We start from the raw sequence: 18032 nt of genomic DNA on the forward strand, positions 1-18032 counted from the left end.
CGGTGGATCAGTCGACATTGTTAGTGACTGACACACTGCCTTCGGGAGCAAGCCCCTCCCACATTGAAATTTGCACAAGGCTTCAAATCAGGCGGCGGGCTGGTCGAGTTCCAGGCCTACGCCCAATCGGCGGCTCATGCATGGCCAGCGTTTCCACGCGGCGCCGGTGTCCGGGCTGCTGAGTTTTTCGCGGTAGGCTTCTACCGATTCCAGCGCAAAACTTTCGTCGTTGAGCATCTCGTCGATCGCGTGATGCACCGCTTCGTCCAGTTGGTTGGCAAATTCCTCACCGATCAATTGGTGAGCAATCAAGTTGGCGACCGTCATGTCCAAGGGGATCAGTGGCTGGCCGAAATGCTTGATGTACAGGTCGTTGACCTCTTCGACAAAACGGTGCGCCAGATAGGCTTCATCCAGCAGGCTATCCAGGCCAACATGCCCGGCCATGATGGCGGGTGGCTGGAGGAAATACTGCTCGGCGATTTTCAGCACCGGTTTGATCTGCGATTCGATTCCCGCTTCCCTGGCGACTTCATTGGCTGCATCCAGCAGGTCTGGCACTTCATCGATGTAGGCGGCGACAAAACGCGTCAGCACGCCTTGGGCGTCGGCTTCCGGCAATTGAATGGCCGGGTGTAAATGAGGCAGCTTGCTTTCCAGCTGACGGGTCAGCAGGCCGGTGTCTTTCTCGTGCTGTTGGGCTGTTTGGATCTGCTCGCGCAATGCGGCGGTGTTCATGAAAACTCCAGGGAACAAGGCAATGAATTAGGGAAGACATAAGTTAGCTGGCTTACGAAAATTGCTAAGACGCATTTGTCATAATTATTTCATCCTTGATGCAGCTGCGTTATATCGATTTGCCACCACTCGTCTGCATCCTTCTCCATTCGTGCCCTTGAACGCAAGTTCCAGCTGTTTCAGATCATTTACCTCGCCACGTTGCAATTCTCAGCCGCTGACTATACTCGCCAGTGAATGGAGTTAGCTGATGACGCCCGACTGCACCCGCAGCAAGGCCCGGCGATTCAAGTTCGTAGTCTGATGCAGCCGCTCCCTTGCCGCAGGCGAAAGCCGGCGGGATAACAAGAACGATAAGGGGAACCCGCAATGATGCGACATCCACACGTCTGGATGGGCCTCCTGTTGTGGTCGATTTTCAGTCCGGCACACGCCGCATGGACTGTGAATATGGCGCCTGGAGCGACTGAAATCAGTCACGCAGTATTCGACCTGCACATGACCATTTTCTGGATCTGTGTGGTGATCGGGATCATCGTCTTCGGCGCCATGTTCTGGTCGATGATGGTGCACCGCCGTTCTACCGGGCAGGTCGCCGCAAAATTCCACGAAAGCACCACCGTCGAAATTCTCTGGACCGTCGTGCCGTTCCTGATTCTGGTAGCGATGGCCGTGCCGGCGACCGCCACCCTGATCAAGATGTACGACACCAGTGAGCCGGATATCGATATCCAGATCACCGGTTATCAGTGGAAGTGGCACTACAAATACCTGGGTCAGGACGTCGAGTTCTTCAGCAACCTGGCCACCCCCGCCGAGCAAATCCACAACAAGGAAGCCAAGGGCGAGCACTACTTGCTCGAGGTCGACAAGCCGTTGGTGCTGCCGACCGGGGCCAAGGTGCGCTTCCTCGTGACCTCCGCCGACGTTATCCACTCGTGGTGGGTGCCGGCCTTCGCGGTCAAACGCGATGCGATCCCGGGGTTCGTCAACGAAGCGTGGACGCGCATCGACAAGCCCGGCATCTACCGTGGCCAGTGCGCCGAACTGTGTGGCAAGGATCACGGCTTCATGCCGATCGTGGTTGAGGTCAAGGAGAAGGCCGACTACGACAAGTGGCTCGCTGAGCGCAAAGCCGAAGCCGCGCAGCTTAAAGAGCTGACCAGCAAGGAGTGGACACTCGACGAACTCAAAGAGCGCGGCGACAAGATTTATCACACCACTTGCGTGGCCTGTCACCAGGCCGAAGGTCAGGGCCTGCCGCCAATGTTCCCGGCGCTTAAGAGCTCGAAAATCGCCACCGGACCGAAAGAAGGCCACTTGAGCATCGTCTTCCACGGCAAGCCCGGCACCGCCATGGCGGCGTTCGGCAAGCAGCTGTCGGAAGTCGATATCGCAGCGGTCGTGACCTACGAACGTAACGCCTGGGGCAACAACAAGGGCGACATGGTCACGCCAAAAGAAGTGCTGGAGCTGAAACAGGCGGAAAGCAAATGAGCCGGTCTATCGCGTACTTCGTGAACCGGCCGGGGCAGCGCGCCCCGGCCCGCCCCGCCCACTCACGTAAAGGAGACCGGCCATGAGCGCTGTAATCGATGACCATGGTCATGCCGACCACGCCCACGGCCCCGCCAAAGGCCTGATGCGCTGGGTGCTGACCACCAACCACAAGGACATCGGCACACTGTACCTGTGGTTTGCGTTCTGCATGTTTTTGCTCGGCGGTACGTTCGCGATGGTGATTCGCGCCGAACTGTTCCAGCCGGGGCTGCAAATCGTCGAGCCGGCGTTCTTCAACCAGATGACCACCATGCACGGTCTGGTGATGGTCTTCGGTGCGGTGATGCCGGCCTTCGTCGGTCTCGCCAACTGGATGATCCCGTTGATGATCGGCGCGCCGGACATGGCCCTGCCCCGGATGAACAACTTCAGTTTCTGGCTGTTGCCGGCGGCGTTCCTGATCCTGGTATCGACCCTGTTCACCCCCGGTGGCGGGCCGAACTTCGGCTGGACGTTCTACGCGCCGCTGTCGACGACGTACGCGCCGGAAAGCGTGACCTTCTTCATCTTCGCCATCCACTTGATGGGCATCAGCTCGATCATGGGCGCGATCAACGTGATCGCGACCATTCTCAACCTGCGCGCCCCCGGCATGACGCTGATGAAAATGCCGCTGTTCGTCTGGACCTGGCTGATCACCGCGTTCCTGCTGATCGCGGTGATGCCGGTACTGGCCGGGTGCGTGACGATGATGCTGATGGACATTCACTTCGGCACCAGTTTCTTCAGTGCCGCCGGTGGCGGTGATCCGGTGTTGTTCCAGCATGTGTTCTGGTTCTTCGGGCACCCCGAGGTGTACATCATGATCCTGCCGGCCTTCGGCGCCGTCAGCTCGATCATCCCGACCTTCTCGCGCAAGCCGCTGTTTGGCTACACCTCGATGGTTTATGCGACTGCGAGTATCGCGTTTCTGTCGTTCATCGTCTGGGCGCACCACATGTTCGTGGTCGGCATTCCGTTGGTGGGTGAGCTGTTCTTCATGTATGCGACGCTGCTGATCGCGGTGCCGACCGGGGTGAAGGTGTTCAACTGGGCGAGCACCATGTGGCAAGGCTCGCTGACCTTCGAGACGCCGATGCTGTTTGCCGTGGCGTTCGTGATCCTGTTCTCCATCGGCGGTTTCTCCGGGCTGATGCTGGCCATCGCCCCGGCGGACTTCCAGTATCAGGACACCTACTTTGTCGTCGCGCACTTCCACTACGTGCTGGTGCCGGGGGCGATCTTCGGGATCTTCGCGTCGACCTATTACTGGCTGCCGAAATGGACCGGCCACATGTACGACGAAACCCTCGGCAAACTGCATTTCTGGCTATCGTTTGTCGGCATGAACCTGACCTTCTTCCCGATGCACTTCGTCGGGCTGGCGGGGATGCCGCGACGGATTCCGGACTACAACCTGCAATTCGCCGACTTCAACATGGTCTCGTCGATCGGCGCGTTCATGTTCGGTGCGACGCAGATTTTCTTCCTGTTCATCGTGATCAAAACCATTCACGGCGGCCCGCCAGCACCGGCCAAACCTTGGGATGGCGCGGAAGGTCTGGAGTGGAGCGTGCCGTCACCGGCGCCGTATCACACCTTCACCACACCGCCGGAAGTGAAATGAATATCCAGCCTTTTGTGAAATTGGTGCAAAGGCACAGATCCCCTGTGGATGCTTACAAATCTTCTCTGGATGCACACAGATCCCCTATGGATGTTCACAACTCTTATTGGGCAGTACACAGATCCTTTGTGGCGAGGGGATTTATCCCCGTTGGGCTGCGCAGCAGCCCCAAAATCTGCAACCGAGATTTATCAGGCAAACCGTGTGCGCTGGATTCAGGGCTGCTGCGCAACCCAACGGGGATAAATCCCCTCGCCACAAAGGCATCACCGATAAGGGGTGGAAGCCATGGCTGATTCGATCTCGATGAAGAAGCTCGTCACCCGCCTGCTCGGCGTGGTGGTGGCGATGTTCGTGTTCGGTTTTGCCCTGGTGCCGATCTACGACGTGATGTGCAAAGCCTTCGGCATCAACGGCAAGACCGGTGGGCAGTACGAGGGTGAGCAAGTGGTCGACACTTCGCGCCAGGTGCGCGTGCAGTTTCTGTCGACCAACAACGTCGACATGCCGTGGGACTTTTACCCCAAGCATGACGAACTCACCGCTAACCCCGGCGCAGTCAACGAAATGATCTTCATCGCGCGCAACCCCACCGACAAACCGATGAGCGCGCAAGCCGTGCCGAGCATCGCGCCGAGCAACGCGGCGGCGTATTTCCACAAGACCGAATGCTTTTGCTTTACCCAGCAAGTGCTGCAGCCCGGTCAGCAGATCGAGATGCCGGTGCGTTTCATTGTTGACCGCGACATGCCCAAGGATGTGAAGCACCTGACGCTGTCCTACACGCTGTTCGATATCACCGCCCGACATCCACCGGTGGCTGTAAACACTGGCGGTTGAGCGTGCCCGATAAGGAGAACAATAAATGGCAACTCATGAGCATTATTACGTTCCGCCGCAAAGCAAATGGCCGATCATTGCGACCTTCGGCATGGCCATCACCGTGTACGGCCTGGCCGTCTGGTTCAACGATCTAAAGGCGGCGCGCCCGGAATCCCACGGCCCGTACATCTTTTTCGTCGGTGGCCTGTTGCTGGCGTACATGCTGTTCGGCTGGTTCGGCGCGGTGATCAAGGAAAGCCGCGCGGGGCTCTACAGCGCGCAGCTGGATCGCTCGTTTCGCTGGGGCATGAGTTGGTTCATCTTCTCCGAGGTGATGTTCTTCGTCGCCTTCTTCGGTGCGCTGTTTTACGTACGACACGTCTCCGGCCCGGCGCTCGGCGGGGAAGGCACCAAAGGCATCGCGCATATGCTCTGGCCGAACTTCCAGTTCACCTGGCCGCTGCTGCACACGCCGGATCCGAAACTGTTCCCGCCACCCAAGGACGTCATCAGCCCGTGGGGCCTGCCGCTGATCAACACGATCCTGCTGGTCAGCTCCAGCGTGACCATCACCATCGCCCACCATGCCTTGAAAAAGGGCCATCGCGGCGCGCTGAAAATCTGGCTGGCGATCACCGTGCTGCTCGGTTGCGCGTTTCTTGGTTTCCAGGCTGAGGAATACATTCACGCCTACCACGAACTGGGCCTGACCCTCGGCTCGGGCATTTATGGCGCAACGTTCTTCATGCTCACCGGTTTCCACGGCGCTCACGTGACCATCGGCACGATCATTCTGTTTGTGATGCTGATGCGGATCATGAAGGGCCACTTCGACAACGAGCACCAGTTCGGCTTCGAAGCGGCGAGCTGGTATTGGCACTTCGTCGACGTGGTGTGGATCGGCCTGTTTATCTTCGTTTACGTGCTCTGAGGATCAACGCTACCAAGGCGCATGCGAGACCAATTGGCCGCTGTAAAAGCCCCAGGCGATCAAGCCGACGGTGGCAGCGGCCAATGCCACCCGAACACTCAAGGCGATGACCAGGCGATTGGAACTGCTGTCGTCCTTGACCAGGAAAAACAGGCCGCTGAACAGGCTGATCACCGTGGCAATCAGCATCAGGACGATCGCTGTTTTGAGCATGGGAAGAACTCCGGGGGACAGGCGATGCAGTTGAGTATAGCGAGCGCAACGACTGACTTTGTGGCGCGGCCATGAAGCGCTTTCGTCCGGGCGTGATTCCGACCGTGGTGGTGGCGTTGTTGCTGCCGCTACTGGTGTCGCTGGGCTTCTGGCAACTGAGTCGGGGCGCGGAGAAAACCGCCCTGCTCGCCAGTTACGCCGAACGTCGCGCGGCCGAGCCGATGGCCAGCACCGAGTTGCCACACATATCCGATCCGGCCTATCGCCGCGTGCATCTGCACGGCCAGTTCGATGCCGCGCACAGCTTGCTGCTGGATAACCGCCAGCGTAACGGCAAGGTCGGCGTCGAGTTGCTGCAACCGTTTCAGGATCAACGCAGCGGTTTGTGGCTGCTGGTCAATCGCGGCTGGTTGCCGTGGCCGGATCGCCGTGTACCGCCGCAATTCACCACGCCCACTGAGGCATTGAATGTCGATGCCTGGGTCTACGTCGCCCCGGGCGCCACTTTCCAGTTGCACGCCGATCCGGTCAGCAGCACCTGGCCACAAACCATCACCGCCGTCGAACCGGACAAGCTGTGGAGAACCCTCGACCGTGACGGCTTCGCCTACGAATTACGCGCCGAACCCGGCCCGGCCAGCTACGAGGCCGATTGGCCGGTGGTTGCGATGGGCCCGGAAAAACACCTCGGTTACGCCGTGCAGTGGTTCGCCATGGCCACCGCCCTGCTCGGTCTCTACGTCTATTTGGGCTTGCACAACGCAAAGGAGAAACACCATGGGAACGGCCATGAATCCACCCAGCATGTCTGAGGCGAAACCTGCCGCCAGCCGCCGTCGCGGGCGCATTCAGTTATTGCTGATTTTGCTCGGCGTGATTGGCCCGATGGTGCTCGCCACCGGCATGTACAAATTGCAGTTCTGGGTGCCGGAGGGTCGCAGCTATCACGGTGAACTGATCGGCAACGGCCAGACCCGCGCCGACCTCGGTGTGCAGGCCGACGAGGATCGTTGGCAGATCCTGGTCACCGCGCCGAAAGATTGCGCGGTGGATTGCCAGCAACTGGTGTATCTGGCGCGGCAGATTCAGATCGGCCTCGGCCGCGATGCCGGCCGCGCCAGCCATGCCCTCGCCGCTGCTCAACCGGTCAGCGCTGATTACGACGCCAAGCTCAACCGCGAATATCCACAGCTGCAACGCTATCCGCTGGACGCCGCTGTGTTCAGTAAAACCACGGGCGACAAAGCCACGCCGCAACTGTGGATCATCGACCCGCACGGCAATCTCGTGCTGCGTTACGAGCCAAATGTGAAGGGCAAGGATCTGCTCAACGACCTGCGTCATCTGCTGAAACTGTCGAACATCGGATAAAGGGCATCGTCATGGCCAAACCTGGATTTCGCCTCGCGCTGTTTGCCACCCTGCTGGCCCTGATTGTGGTGCTGCTCGGCGCCTACACGCGCCTGACCCACGCCGGCCTCGGCTGTCCGGACTGGCCGGGCTGCTACGGTTTTATCAGCGTGCCGAAAAGCGAAGCGCAACTGGCCCATGCCGAACTGCATTACCCCGACTCGCCGGTGGAGGCGCACAAGGGCTGGAACGAGATGATCCACCGCTACTTCGCCGGCACTCTCGGCCTGCTCATTTCGATTCTGGCCGGGCGCGCGTGGGTTAACCGTCGCCATCCGGGGCAGCCGTTGAAGCTGCCGCTGTTTCTCTTGGCGGTGGTGTTTGCGCAAGCGGCGTTCGGCATGTGGACGGTGACGCTCAAGCTCTGGCCGCAGGTGGTCACCGGGCATTTGCTTGGCGGTTTTGCGACGTTGAGTCTGTTGTTTTTGCTGACCTTGAGATTGTCCGGCGTGCTGCCGGCGCTGACCGTGCCCAAGCGTTTGCAGTATTGGGCGACGGCGGGATTGTTGTTGGTGATTGGCCAGATCGCGCTGGGTGGCTGGGTCAGTTCCAACTACGCGGCGGTGGCCTGCATCGACTTCCCTACCTGCCACGGACAATGGTTGCCGCCGGCGGATTTCGCCAATGGCTTTCATCTGACGCAACACATCGGCCCGAATTATCTCGGCGGGCAACTCGACAGCGATGCGCGCACGGCGATTCACCTGACTCATCGGATCGGCGCGCTATTGGTGACTTTGGTGCTCCTCGGTTTGGCGTGGCAATTGAAAGTGGTCGGCATGACGCGGCTGGCCGGTCTGGTGCTGATTGCCCTCGCGGCGCAGATCACCCTCGGCATCAGCAACGTGTTGTTCCATCTGCCGCTGCCAGTGGCGGTCGCGCATAACGCCGGCGGGGCCGCGCTGTTGTTGACCATGGTGCTGGTCAATTATCACGCGCGCACCAGTCTGGTTCGGGTCAAGCAACCGGTGCTTGCACGCTGGCGCCTGAGCCCGCGTAAACACTCGGCCGCGCCCATCACTATTAAAGGAGAAACGCCGTGGCGATTCTGATTGGCGAACGTCCCGCCCAAGCGCTGTGGCGTGATTATCTGGAACTGACCAAACCGAAAGTCGTGGTGTTGATGCTGATCACCTCGCTGGTCGGCATGTTCCTCGCGACCCGCGCCGGGGTGCCATGGACGGTGCTGGTGTTCGGCAATCTGGGGATTGCGCTATGTGCCGGTGGCGCGGCGGCGGTCAATCATGTGGTCGATCGGCGCATTGATGCGGTGATGGCGCGTACGCATAAACGGCCACTGGCCGAGGGCCGGGTTTCGCCCGCAGCGGCGCTGACCTTTGCGTTGGTGCTGGCGCTGCTCGGTCAGGCTTTGTTGCTGACCTTCACCAATCCGCTGACGGCGTGGCTAACGCTCGCTTCGCTGCTCGGTTACGCGGTGATTTACACCGGTTTCCTCAAACGTGCGACGCCGCAGAACATCGTCATCGGCGGCCTCGCCGGCGCCGCTCCGCCGCTGCTCGGCTGGACTGCCGCCACTGGCCACGTCAGCGCCGAACCGTTGTTGCTGGTGCTGATCATCTTCGCCTGGACGCCCCCGCACTTCTGGGCGCTGGCGATCCATCGCAAAGAGGAATACGCCAAAGCCGACATCCCGATGCTGCCGGTCACCCACGGCGAGCACTACACCAAAGTGCACATTCTGCTGTACACCTTCGCGCTGCTGGCGGTGAGTCTGCTGCCGTACGTGATCCACATGAGCGGCGTGCTATACCTGATTTGCGCGCTCGCTCTGGGCGCAAGGTTTCTGCAATGGGCCGTGGTGCTGTACCGTGGCACTCGGCCGCACGCGGCGATCAACACCTTCAAGTACTCTATTTGGTACTTGTTTCTGCTGTTCATCGCCCTGCTCGTAGACCACTACTTACTGTTGAACCTATGACTCGAACCCAGAAAACCGTCTTCATCCTCGTCGCCGTGATCGCGCTGATCCTCGGCCTGACCGTCAACAAAGTGCTGAGCGGCAAGGGCCAGGGCGACCCGACTGCTCTGATTGATGCCGGCATTATCCTGCTGCCGCAGAGCAGGAATCTACCGGACGTAACGATGACCGATCAGGACGGCAAACCGGTGGCGATCAATGAGTTGAAAGGTAAGTGGAGTCTGTTGTTCTTCGGCTACACCTTCTGCCCGGACATCTGCCCGACCACGCTCGCACAGCTGCGGCAGATCAAGAGTGAACTGCCGAAAGACGCTGTGGATAAATTGCAGATCGTGCTGGTCAGCGTTGACCCGAACCGCGATAACCCGAAGCAGTTGAAGCAGTATCTGGGCTACTTTGATCCGCAGTTTATCGGCCTGACGCCGACCTCGATTGAAGAGCTGCAGAAGGTGGCGAATGCGGTGAGTATTCCGTTTATTCCGGCGGATACCAGTAAGCCGAATTACACGGTGGATCACAGCGGTAACCTCGCGGTGATTGGCCCGGATGGCACCCAGCGTGGGTTTATTCGTGCGCCATTGAACAACACCAAACTGGTTGCGCAACTCCCGGTCATGCTTAACCGTAAGTGACAGTTTAAAAGCCAAGAGCCCCTCACCCTAACCCTCTCCCGGAGGGAGAGGGGACTGACCCAGGTGTTTTTTCGAGTTGCGCCGACCTGCAATTGTGAGTCGAGCTCAGGCTCGAAAAGCTTGAAGATCGGCCCCCTCTCCCTCGGGAGAGGGCTGGGGTGAGGGGCAGCTTCACAACAGTTCCAAAGCCGAACACCAGACACAAAAAAGGGGACGCTCATGGCGTCCCCTTTTTTCGTTGCAGCAATCTAAATCAGAACGCCGGCAATACCGCGCCTTTGTACTTCTCGGTAATGAATTTCTTCACTTCCGGACTGTGCAGCGCAGCAGCCAGTTTCTGCATCGCGTCGCTGTCCTTGTTGTCCGGGCGGGACACGAGGATGTTCACGTACGGCGAGTCATTACCTTCAATCACCAGCGCATCCTTGGACGGATCGAGCTTGGCTTCCAGCGCGTAGTTGGTGTTGATCAGCGCCAGGTCAACCTGAGTCAGCACGCGCGGGATGGTCGCGGCTTCCAGTTCACGGATTTTCAGGTCTTTCGGGTTGGTCGCGATGTCTTTGACGGTCGACAGAATGTTGGTCGGATCCTTCAACGTGATCACGCCAGCCTTGGCCAGCAGCAACAGCGCACGGCCGCCGTTGGTGGCGTCGTTCGGGATCACCACGTTGGCGCCGCTTGGCAGGTCTTTCAGGTCTTTGATCTTGCTCGAGTAAGCACCCAGCGGCTCCAGGTGCACACCGGTCACGGCGACCAGATTAGTGCCTTTGGCCTTGTTGAACTCATCGAGGTACGGCTGGTGCTGGAAGAAGTTGGCGTCCAGACGCTTTTCGGCGACCTGTACGTTCGGCTGAATGTAGTCGGTGAAGACCTTGACCTTCAGATCCACGCCTTCTTTGGCCAGTGCTGGCTTCACGAACTCGAGGATTTCTGCGTGCGGCACCGGAGTGGCGGCAACGGTCAGGGTTTCGGCGTGGGCCGAAAATGCTGCAACGGCAGCGAAAGCAGCGATCAGTTTTTTCATTCAGCTAACTCCTTATGAGGCGCCCGTCTGGCGCCTGCCAGCGAATGGCCGGCTCATCTGTTCAATACAAAACCGCTTATTTGCGCGAGAAATGCACGACCAAACGGTCGCCCACCATCTGCAGCACTTGCACCAGAATCAGCAGCAACACCACGGTGACGATCATCACGTCAGTCTGGAAACGCTGGTAGCCAAAACGGATCGCCAGGTCACCCAGACCACCGGCGCCGACCACACCGGCCATTGCCGTGTAGGAAACCAGTGTAATCGCCGTCACCGTAATCGCTGCATAGATGCCCGGACGGGCCTCTGGCAGCAATGCGTTGAGAATGATCTGCCGCGTGGTCGCGCCCATGGCCTGGGTCGCTTCGATGATGCCGCGATCGACTTCACGCAGCGCGGTTTCCACCAGACGCGCGAAGAACGGCGTGGCACCCACCACCAGCGGCGGAATCGCACCGGCCACGCCCAGCGACGTGCCAGTGATCAGCACGGTGAGCGGGATCATCACGATCAACAGAATAATGAACGGCAGCGAACGCAGGATGTTCACCGCCAACGACATGATCGCGTAGAGAACGCGGTTTTCCAGCAACTGGCGCGGGCTGCAGAGAAACAGCAGCACGCCCAGCGGCAGGCCGAGCAACACGGTGAACAGCAGCGAGCCGCCGAGCATCATCATGGTGTCGTTGGTCGCCAGGCCGATTTCCAGCCAGTCGATGTTCTGGAAGAACAGCTTGATGGCTTCTATCGCGGCGTCGTAGTTCTTGATTGCAGCGTCGAACATTTCCATTAACGCAGCACCTCCATGTGGACATCAGCGGCGGTGAAGCGGGCGAAGGCCGCTTCCATGTCGCCACCGGTGACGGCCAGGGTCAATTGCCCGTAGGGGATGTCTTTGATGCGGTCGATACGACCGGCGAGGATGCTGTAGTCGACCCCGGTTTCCCGGGCGACAGTACCGAGCAAAGGCGCGTAGGTCGCTTCGCCCTGGAAGGTCAGACGGACGATACGGCCCGGCACGTGCGCGAAATCATCACGCTGCTCGCCTTCATCGACCTGCTCGTCTTCCTGAACAAAACGCTTGGTGGTCGGGTGCTGCGGATGCAGGAACACATCGGCCACCGAACCTTGCTCGACGATCACGCCAGCGTCCATCACCGCCACTTGATCGCAGACGCGACGGATCACGTCCATCTCGTGGGTGATCAGGACGATGGTCAGTTTCAGCTCGCGGTTGATCTCGGCCAGCAGTTGCAGCACCGAGGCCGTGGTCTGTGGGTCGAGGGCACTGGTGGCCTCGTCGCACAGCAGAATCTTCGGCTTGGTCGCCAGAGCGCGGGCGATGCCGACGCGCTGCTTCTGACCGCCGGACAATTGCGCCGGGTACTTCTTGGCGTGGTCAGACAAACCAACGCGCGCCAGCAGTTCAGCTACGCGCTGATTGATCTCGCTGGTCGATAATTCACCGGCCAGGGTCAGCGGCAACGCAACGTTGTCGGCGACGGTCTTGGAGGCCAACAGGTTGAAGTGCTGGAAGATCATCCCGACTTGCTGACGGAAACGGCGCAGGCCTTTGGCGTCGAGCGCGGTGACTTCTTCACCGTCGACGAAGATCTTGCCGCCGCTGGAATCTTCCAGGCGATTGATCAGACGCAGCAGGGTACTTTTTCCCGCACCGGAATGGCCGATCAGGCCGTAGACCTGACCGTTCTCAATCGAGAGACTGGTCGGGTGCAGCGCGGGAATATCCTTACCGGCGACGCGGTAAGTCTTGTGGACGTTTTGAAACTCGATCACGTAGCGAACCTTGTGGGGCGCGTTAGAAAAGGATCAGCGGTTAGCCGGGCGCGCATTTTAGCCTGTCCGTATAGAGGTTCTTAGCATTTATTTCGCAATTAACCTTCGATTTGGCAATAACAAGATCAAAGGTCATAAAAAAGGAACGCTCCGAGCGCCTCATCAGTCACTAGTTAAGCGACTTGAAAACCCTGGGTGCCGTGCCCGGGAACCACTCAAGAGTCCCCGGCAAACAACGGGGTCAACCGAGGAGTTTACGACTGATGAGCAAGAAGCCTACGTCCGATAAAAGCCAGATGGCCGGAACCGATGCCCCGGATCGAGCCAACACCAACGCCAAACTCGACAGCCTGGAGAAATTCCGCTCCGACGCCACTGGCCAAGCCCTGCGCACCAATCAGGGCGTCAAGATTGCTGACAACCAGAACACCCTGAAGGCCGGCCCGCGCGGGCCATCGCTGCTTGAAGACTTCATCATGCGTGAAAAAATCACGCACTTTGACCATGAACGCATCCCGGAGCGCATCGTCCACGCGCGCGGCACTGGCGCGCATGGTTTCTTTCAGGCTTACGAGAACCATTCGACACTGACCAAGGCCGGTTTCCTACAGGATCCGGGGAAAAAGACGCCGGTGTTTGTGCGCTTTTCCACGGTGCAGGGCCCGCGTGGCTCCGGCGATACCGTACGCGACGTGCGCGGTTTCGCGGTGAAGTTCTTCACCGATGAAGGCAACTTCGACCTGGTCGGCAACAACATGCCGGTCTTTTTCATTCAGGACGCGATCAAATTTCCCGACTTCGTCCACGCAGTGAAACCCGAGCCGCACAATGAAATCCCGACTGGCGGCTCGGCCCACGACACATTCTGGGATTTCGTCTCGCTGGTGCCGGAATCGGCGCACATGGTCATCTGGGCGATGTCTGACCGGGCGATCCCGAAAAGCCTGCGCAGCATGCAAGGCTTCGGCGTGCACACCTTCCGGCTGATCAACGCCGAGGGTAAATCGCGCTTCGTCAAATTCCACTGGCGCCCTACTGCCGGCACGTGTTCGCTGGTGTGGGACGAGGCGCAGAAGCTCGCCGGTAAAGACACCGACTACCATCGCCGCGACCTCTGGGAAGCGATCGAGATGGGCGACTACCCGGAATGGGAACTCGGCGTACAGATCATCGAGGAGGAAAACGAGCACGACTTCGATTTCGACATCCTCGACCCGACCAAGCTGATCCCCGAAGAAATCGTGCCGATCACGCCGCTGGGCAAAATGACCTTGAACCGCAACCCGGACAACTTCTTCGCCGAGACCGAGCAGGTTGCGTTCTGCCCTGGTCACATCGTGCCGGGCATCGACTTCTCCAATGACCCGCTGCTGCAAGGTCGGCTGTTTTCCTACACCGATACGCAAATCAGCCGACTTGGTGGGCCGAACTTTCATGAGCTGCCGATCAACCGTCCGGTCGCGCCCTTCCACAACGGCCAGCGCGATGCGCAGCATCGTACGGTGATCGACAAGGGTCGTGCCTCTTACGAGCCGAACTCGATTGATGGCGGCTGGCCGAAAGAAACCCCGCCTGCCGCGCAGGACGGTGGTTTTGAAAGTTATCCAGAGCGTATCGACGCGAACAAGATCCGCCAGCGCAGCGAGTCGTTCAGCGATCACTTCTCTCAGGCAACGTTGTTCTTCAACAGCATGAGCGACCACGAGAAAGAGCACATCATCGCGGCCTATAGCTTCGAGCTGGGCAAGGTTGAACGCGAGTTCATCCGCGCGCGCGAGGTGAACGAGATTCTGGCCAACATTGATCTGGAACTGGCCAAACGTGTCGCGGCCAACCTGGGTCTGCCTGCGCCTACCAAAGGCACGGTGGATGCACGCAAGGTGTCGTTCGATCACTCGCCAGCGTTGAGCCAGGCGAATCTGCTGCCAGAGAACATCAAAACCCGCAAAGTGGCGATTCTTGCTGCTAACGGCGTCGATGGTGCGGCGATTGATGCAATGAAGAAGGCATTGGCAGCGGAAGGTGCGCACGCGAAATTGCTCGGCCCGACTTCGGCGCCGGTGAAAACTGCGGACGGCAAAATGTTGCCTGTGGATGCTTCGATGGAAGGCATGCCGTCGGTGATTTTCGATGCGGTGTTTGTGCCGGGCGGCGCGGCGTCGGTCAAGGCGTTGAGCGGTGACGGCGTGGCGTTGCACTACGTGCTGGAGGCTTACAAGCATTTGAAGGCGATTGCGTTGCAGGGTGATGCCAAGCAACTGCAGGATCTGCTGAAACTGGAAGCGGATGCCGGGTTGTTGCAAGGCAAGGATGTACCGGCGCTGACCAAGCCGTTCTTTGCTGCGATTGGGCAACATAGGGTTTGGGCTCGTGAGCCTAAGGCCAAGGCCATTCCAGCTTAAGTTGTTGGCTGCCTGAAAGGACGCCTTCGCGAGCAAGCCCGCTCCCACATTGGTTCTGTTTCGTACACGAATCCAATGTGGGAGCGGGCTTGCTCGCGAAGCTCTTAAGGTTTACGCGGACTCAAAACCATTTGCGCTGGCACGGTGCGCACGATCTGCTTCTCAATCTTCAGATCAAAATCCGGGTTGAGCTTCTTGACCCGTTTGGTCAGCAACGTCGACAACCAAGGATAGTCATTCGTCCGTGGAGCCTGAATCGTCACCCCACACTCATAATTCACCACATCGGCGGCGATCGCATCCAGTTGGCGGCGAAGTTTATGGCTATCGGTGATGTTCAGCGCAACCGTGGTGCTCTCGGCGGTCGGATCGATTACCTTGGCTTTCGGCTTGGCCTCAGCGGCCAGCAGCGCTGCTTCAGCCTTCTCCAGCTCAGCCTTGCGCGCTTCAGTAATCGCGCCGTTGACGCCACCGGTCAGCGCCGGCGCTTTTGGCATCAGCACGCGGGCACGGCTCAGCGCCGTAGCGGCGGCATTCACATCACCCTTCTGCAACACGATCTGGCTGCGACGCAGATACGCTTCGGCCAATTGCCGCTGGTATTGCTCAAGGGATTGATCATTGGGAGTTTCTTTCTGCAAAGCGGCCAATTGGTCTTCGGCAGTGGCCAGTTCGCTGCTGGCCAGGCTTTGCTCCAGCTGTGCGATGGCCGTAGCCCGCGCATCGGGGGTTTCAACCACCGGTGGGGTACTTTGGCAGGCGCCCAGTAGCACTGAAAATGCGACAAGGAGCAGATAACGGGAGGCGAACGGCTTCATTCCTGCGACTCTCTATTTGCGCAAAAAGCGGCCAAGTCTACACCCCACGACGGGGCAGAACAAAACTCAGCAGAAACAGTGCGGCCGCCGTCACAACGATTGACGGGCCTGCCGGGGTGTCCTTGAACCATGACAAAGCAAGGCCGCCACACACCGCGACCATACCCAGCAGGCTCGCGCCGACCGCCATTTGCTCCGGCGAACGGGCGTGACGCTGTGCCGCAGCCGCCGGAATGATCAGCAGTGAAGTAATCAGCAACACACCGACGATTTTCATCGCCACCGCGATCACCACCGCAATCAACAACATCAGCGCCATGCGCAGACCTGCAACCGGCAGGCCTTCGACCTTGGCCAGTTCTTCGTGCACGGTGATCGCCAGCAATGGCCGCCACAATGTCACCAGCAACACCAGCACCGCCGCGCTGCCGCCGAGAATCCACGCCAGATCAGTCGGGCTGATCGCCAGCAGGTCGCCGAACAGATAGGCCATCAGGTCGATCCGCACTTCATGCATGAAGCTTAGTACCACCAGGCCGAGAGAGAGCGTGCTCGGTGCGAGAATTCCCAAAAGCGTGTCAGACGCCAGCGGTTGGCGCTGTTGCAAAGTCACCAAAAGCACCGCCAGCAGCAGACAGCCTACGGTGACCGCGACCGTCGGGCTGACATCCAGCAAAAAGCCCAGCGCCACACCGAGCAGCGCAGCGTGGGACAAGGTGTCGCCGAAATAGGCCATGCGCCGCCAGACCACGAACGAACCCAGCGGACCTGCAACGATCGCCAGCGCCAGACCTGCAAGCAGGGCATACAACAGAAAATCAGCCATGCTTGCAGTTGTCTCCGTGAACGTGAGGCTGGCCAATCACCGGCCCTTTGACCACCGAACCGTGCAGGTCGTGAGCGTGATCGTGATGGTGGTGATAGACCGCCAGGCTCTGCGCGTTCTTGCCGAACAGCTCGACAAACGCCGGATCGCCGCTGACCTGCTCGGGATGCCCGGAGCAGCAGACGTGACGGTTGAGGCAGACCACCTGGTCAGTAGTGCTCATCACCAAATGCAAATCGTGGGACACCATCAGCACGCCGCAGCCATGGCGATCGCGCAGACGGGTGATCAGGCTGTACAACTCGGCTTGCCCAGCGACGTCGACGCCTTGCACCGGCTCGTCGAGCACCAGCAATTCCGGCTCGCGCAGCAATGCCCGCGCCAGCAATACGCGCTGCATTTCACCTCCGGAAACGCTTTGCACCGGGCTGTCGATAACGTGCTCGGCGCCGACTTCTTTCAACGCAGCCAGCGCACGCGGACGGTCAACGCCCGGCACCAGACGCAGAAAGCGCAGCACCGACAGCGGCAAGGTCGGATCGACGTGGAGTTTTTGCGGCATATAGCCGACGCGCAGTTTCGGCTTGCGCCAGACGCTGCCACTGTTCGGCTTCAACAGCCCGAGCACGGCGCGCACCAGCGTGGTCTTGCCGGCGCCGTTGGGGCCGATCAGTGTAACGATCTGCCCCGGCTCGACGCTCAGCTCGATGTTGTCCAGCACGGTCTGCCCGGCAAATGTGACGGCGACCTGTTCCAGACGGATCAGCGCATTGCTCATCAAGCCCCCTGGCAACCGGAGCACAGGCCGACGACTTCGACGGTCTGCGCTTCGACGATGAAACCAACGTCTTTGGCGCTGTTGATGATCGCGTCGCTGATCACTTTTTGCTCAAGTTCGATGGCGGCGTGGCATTCGCGGCAAATCAAGAACTGGCCCTGATGCGCGTGCTCCGGATGGACGCAGCCTACGAAGGCGTTCAGCGAAGAGATGCGGTGCACCAGGCCGTTTTCCAAAAGGAAATCCAGCGCGCGGTACACGGTCGGCGGCGCGGCGCGGCGGCCGTCCTGCTCACTGAGCACGGCGAGAATGTCGTAGGCGCCCAGCGGTTTGTGGCTTTGCCACACCAATTCCAGCACCCGGCGGCGCAACGCGGTCAGGCGCAAGCCTTTCTGAGCGCACAAGGTATCGGCCTCGGACAAAGCGCTGTGCACGCAATGTGAGTGGTCGTGGGGACGGCTGGCAATCGGTGTAATAGGCATGGGCGGCGACGAGTTTTGATAGAGACGTTATTATGTTACCCGTTCTCGCCT

General features: G+C 59.6%; 19 protein-coding genes. 10 read left to right on the plus strand and 9 right to left on the minus strand.

Going from position 1 to position 18032, the window contains the following annotated elements; genetic code table 11:
* Positions 1-87 precede the first annotated feature (87 nt).
* Positions 88-738 (minus strand): hypothetical protein, encoded by a 651-nt coding sequence (locus GVL50_RS12775; protein WP_053125446.1) that lies wholly within the window; start codon positions 736-738, stop codon positions 88-90.
* Between the two features lie 369 nt (positions 739-1107).
* On the opposite strand from GVL50_RS12775, the gene coxB reads away from it, so the two are divergent.
* From coxB to GVL50_RS12795, 4 genes are all read left to right on the plus strand, one after another.
* Positions 1108-2235: a cytochrome c oxidase subunit II gene (coxB, locus tag GVL50_RS12780; protein ID WP_159813357.1), complete on the plus strand. Its 1128-nt coding sequence runs from the start codon at positions 1108-1110 to the stop codon at positions 2233-2235.
* A gap of 82 nt (positions 2236-2317) precedes the next feature.
* The gene (gene ctaD, locus GVL50_RS12785; protein ID WP_159813359.1) at positions 2318-3904 is read left to right on the plus strand and encodes a cytochrome c oxidase subunit I; all 1587 of its coding nucleotides are present in this window, start codon (positions 2318-2320) and stop codon (positions 3902-3904) included.
* A gap of 288 nt (positions 3905-4192) precedes the next feature.
* Positions 4193-4744 carry a cytochrome c oxidase assembly protein gene (locus GVL50_RS12790; protein ID WP_053125438.1) on the plus strand — a complete coding sequence of 184 codons (552 nt, stop codon included), beginning with the start codon at positions 4193-4195 and terminating at the stop codon, positions 4742-4744.
* A gap of 25 nt (positions 4745-4769) precedes the next feature.
* Positions 4770-5657, plus strand: a complete 888-nt coding sequence (locus GVL50_RS12795) for a cytochrome c oxidase subunit 3 (protein ID WP_053125435.1) — start codon at positions 4770-4772, stop codon at positions 5655-5657.
* Positions 5658-5666: 9 nt separating this feature from the next.
* Here GVL50_RS12795 and GVL50_RS12800 read toward each other — a convergent pair whose 3' ends face one another.
* Positions 5667-5870, minus strand: coding sequence for a twin transmembrane helix small protein (locus GVL50_RS12800; RefSeq protein WP_007911731.1), 204 nt, complete (start codon positions 5868-5870; stop codon positions 5667-5669).
* A gap of 71 nt (positions 5871-5941) precedes the next feature.
* Between GVL50_RS12800 and GVL50_RS12805 the strand changes: the two genes are divergently transcribed.
* Genes GVL50_RS12805 through GVL50_RS12825 form a run of 5 tightly spaced genes read left to right on the plus strand, consistent with a single transcriptional unit; the run spans position 5942 to position 9851 of the window.
* Complete coding sequence (locus GVL50_RS12805; RefSeq protein ID WP_159813361.1) at positions 5942-6682, plus strand: SURF1 family protein; 741 nt, start codon at positions 5942-5944, stop codon at positions 6680-6682.
* A complete protein-coding gene (locus GVL50_RS12810) occupies positions 6648-7241 on the plus strand; it encodes a hypothetical protein (RefSeq protein ID WP_159813363.1) in 594 nt (197 codons plus the stop codon). The genes GVL50_RS12805 and GVL50_RS12810 overlap by 35 nt, the downstream gene beginning before the upstream one ends.
* A gap of 11 nt (positions 7242-7252) precedes the next feature.
* On the plus strand, positions 7253-8332 hold the full coding sequence (locus tag GVL50_RS12815; RefSeq protein WP_159813365.1) for a heme A synthase: 1080 nt from the start codon (positions 7253-7255) through the stop codon (positions 8330-8332).
* On the plus strand, positions 8320-9219 hold the full coding sequence (gene cyoE / locus GVL50_RS12820) for a heme o synthase (protein ID WP_159813367.1): 900 nt from the start codon (positions 8320-8322) through the stop codon (positions 9217-9219). The genes GVL50_RS12815 and cyoE overlap by 13 nt, the downstream gene beginning before the upstream one ends.
* Positions 9216-9851 carry an SCO family protein gene (locus GVL50_RS12825; RefSeq protein WP_159813369.1) on the plus strand — a complete coding sequence of 212 codons (636 nt, stop codon included), beginning with the start codon at positions 9216-9218 and terminating at the stop codon, positions 9849-9851. Before cyoE ends, GVL50_RS12825 begins: the two co-directional genes overlap by 4 nt.
* 253 nt (positions 9852-10104) lie before the next feature.
* Here the strand turns inward: GVL50_RS12825 and GVL50_RS12830 are convergent, their stop codons facing one another.
* From GVL50_RS12830 to GVL50_RS12840, 3 genes are all read right to left on the minus strand, one after another.
* Positions 10105-10875 carry a MetQ/NlpA family ABC transporter substrate-binding protein gene (locus GVL50_RS12830; protein WP_159813371.1) on the minus strand — a complete coding sequence of 257 codons (771 nt, stop codon included), beginning with the start codon at positions 10873-10875 and terminating at the stop codon, positions 10105-10107.
* A gap of 76 nt (positions 10876-10951) precedes the next feature.
* Entirely contained in the window at positions 10952-11662 is a 711-nt protein-coding gene (locus GVL50_RS12835) for a methionine ABC transporter permease (protein WP_172680176.1), read from the minus strand.
* A 5-nt stretch (positions 11663-11667) separates the two neighbouring features.
* Entirely contained in the window at positions 11668-12675 is a 1008-nt protein-coding gene (locus GVL50_RS12840; protein ID WP_007911748.1) for a methionine ABC transporter ATP-binding protein, read from the minus strand.
* Between the two features lie 260 nt (positions 12676-12935).
* Between GVL50_RS12840 and katE the strand changes: the two genes are divergently transcribed.
* On the plus strand, positions 12936-15077 hold the full coding sequence (gene katE, locus GVL50_RS12845; RefSeq protein WP_159813445.1) for a catalase HPII: 2142 nt from the start codon (positions 12936-12938) through the stop codon (positions 15075-15077).
* Positions 15078-15181: 104 nt separating this feature from the next.
* Here the strand turns inward: katE and GVL50_RS12850 are convergent, their stop codons facing one another.
* The 4 genes from GVL50_RS12850 to GVL50_RS12865 are packed head-to-tail and all read right to left on the minus strand — an operon-like array spanning position 15182 to position 17981.
* A complete protein-coding gene (locus GVL50_RS12850) occupies positions 15182-15895 on the minus strand; it encodes a PA5502 family lipoprotein (RefSeq protein ID WP_159813373.1) in 714 nt (237 codons plus the stop codon).
* Between the two features lie 37 nt (positions 15896-15932).
* Positions 15933-16721, minus strand: coding sequence for a zinc ABC transporter permease subunit ZnuB (znuB, locus tag GVL50_RS12855; protein WP_159813375.1), 789 nt, complete (start codon positions 16719-16721; stop codon positions 15933-15935).
* The gene (znuC, locus tag GVL50_RS12860) at positions 16714-17499 is read right to left on the minus strand and encodes a zinc ABC transporter ATP-binding protein ZnuC (RefSeq protein ID WP_053125416.1); all 786 of its coding nucleotides are present in this window, start codon (positions 17497-17499) and stop codon (positions 16714-16716) included. The genes znuB and znuC overlap by 8 nt, the downstream gene beginning before the upstream one ends.
* Positions 17499-17981 (minus strand): Fur family transcriptional regulator, encoded by a 483-nt coding sequence (locus GVL50_RS12865; RefSeq protein WP_053125415.1) that lies wholly within the window; start codon positions 17979-17981, stop codon positions 17499-17501. Before GVL50_RS12865 ends, znuC begins: the two co-directional genes overlap by 1 nt.
* Positions 17982-18032: the final 51 nt, after the last annotated feature.

The organism is Pseudomonas sp. 18058, assembly GCF_902706155.1.
Taxonomy (GTDB): domain Bacteria; phylum Pseudomonadota; class Gammaproteobacteria; order Pseudomonadales; family Pseudomonadaceae; genus Aquipseudomonas; species Aquipseudomonas rustica.

What these genes read in the sequence shown, in the direction of transcription:
- GVL50_RS12850 (WP_159813373.1), bottom strand. Translation starts at nt 15,895, where the DNA reads ATGAAGCCGTTCGCCTCCCGTTATCTGCTCCTTGTCGCATTTTCAGTG.
- GVL50_RS12810 (WP_159813363.1), top strand. Translation starts at nt 6,648, where the DNA reads ATGGGAACGGCCATGAATCCACCCAGCATGTCTGAGGCGAAACCTGCC.
- znuB (WP_159813375.1), bottom strand. Translation starts at nt 16,721, where the DNA reads ATGGCTGATTTTCTGTTGTATGCCCTGCTTGCAGGTCTGGCGCTGGCG.
- GVL50_RS12790 (WP_053125438.1), top strand. Translation starts at nt 4,193, where the DNA reads ATGGCTGATTCGATCTCGATGAAGAAGCTCGTCACCCGCCTGCTCGGC.
- GVL50_RS12775 (WP_053125446.1), bottom strand. Translation starts at nt 738, where the DNA reads ATGAACACCGCCGCATTGCGCGAGCAGATCCAAACAGCCCAACAGCAC.
- GVL50_RS12835 (WP_172680176.1), bottom strand. Translation starts at nt 11,662, where the DNA reads ATGTTCGACGCTGCAATCAAGAACTACGACGCCGCGATAGAAGCCATC.
- GVL50_RS12865 (WP_053125415.1), bottom strand. Translation starts at nt 17,981, where the DNA reads ATGCCTATTACACCGATTGCCAGCCGTCCCCACGACCACTCACATTGC.
- znuC (WP_053125416.1), bottom strand. Translation starts at nt 17,499, where the DNA reads ATGAGCAATGCGCTGATCCGTCTGGAACAGGTCGCCGTCACATTTGCC.
- coxB (WP_159813357.1), top strand. Translation starts at nt 1,108, where the DNA reads ATGATGCGACATCCACACGTCTGGATGGGCCTCCTGTTGTGGTCGATT.
- GVL50_RS12805 (WP_159813361.1), top strand. Translation starts at nt 5,942, where the DNA reads ATGAAGCGCTTTCGTCCGGGCGTGATTCCGACCGTGGTGGTGGCGTTG.
- GVL50_RS12795 (WP_053125435.1), top strand. Translation starts at nt 4,770, where the DNA reads ATGGCAACTCATGAGCATTATTACGTTCCGCCGCAAAGCAAATGGCCG.
- GVL50_RS12825 (WP_159813369.1), top strand. Translation starts at nt 9,216, where the DNA reads ATGACTCGAACCCAGAAAACCGTCTTCATCCTCGTCGCCGTGATCGCG.
- GVL50_RS12830 (WP_159813371.1), bottom strand. Translation starts at nt 10,875, where the DNA reads ATGAAAAAACTGATCGCTGCTTTCGCTGCCGTTGCAGCATTTTCGGCC.
- GVL50_RS12815 (WP_159813365.1), top strand. Translation starts at nt 7,253, where the DNA reads ATGGCCAAACCTGGATTTCGCCTCGCGCTGTTTGCCACCCTGCTGGCC.
- ctaD (WP_159813359.1), top strand. Translation starts at nt 2,318, where the DNA reads ATGAGCGCTGTAATCGATGACCATGGTCATGCCGACCACGCCCACGGC.
- GVL50_RS12800 (WP_007911731.1), bottom strand. Translation starts at nt 5,870, where the DNA reads ATGCTCAAAACAGCGATCGTCCTGATGCTGATTGCCACGGTGATCAGC.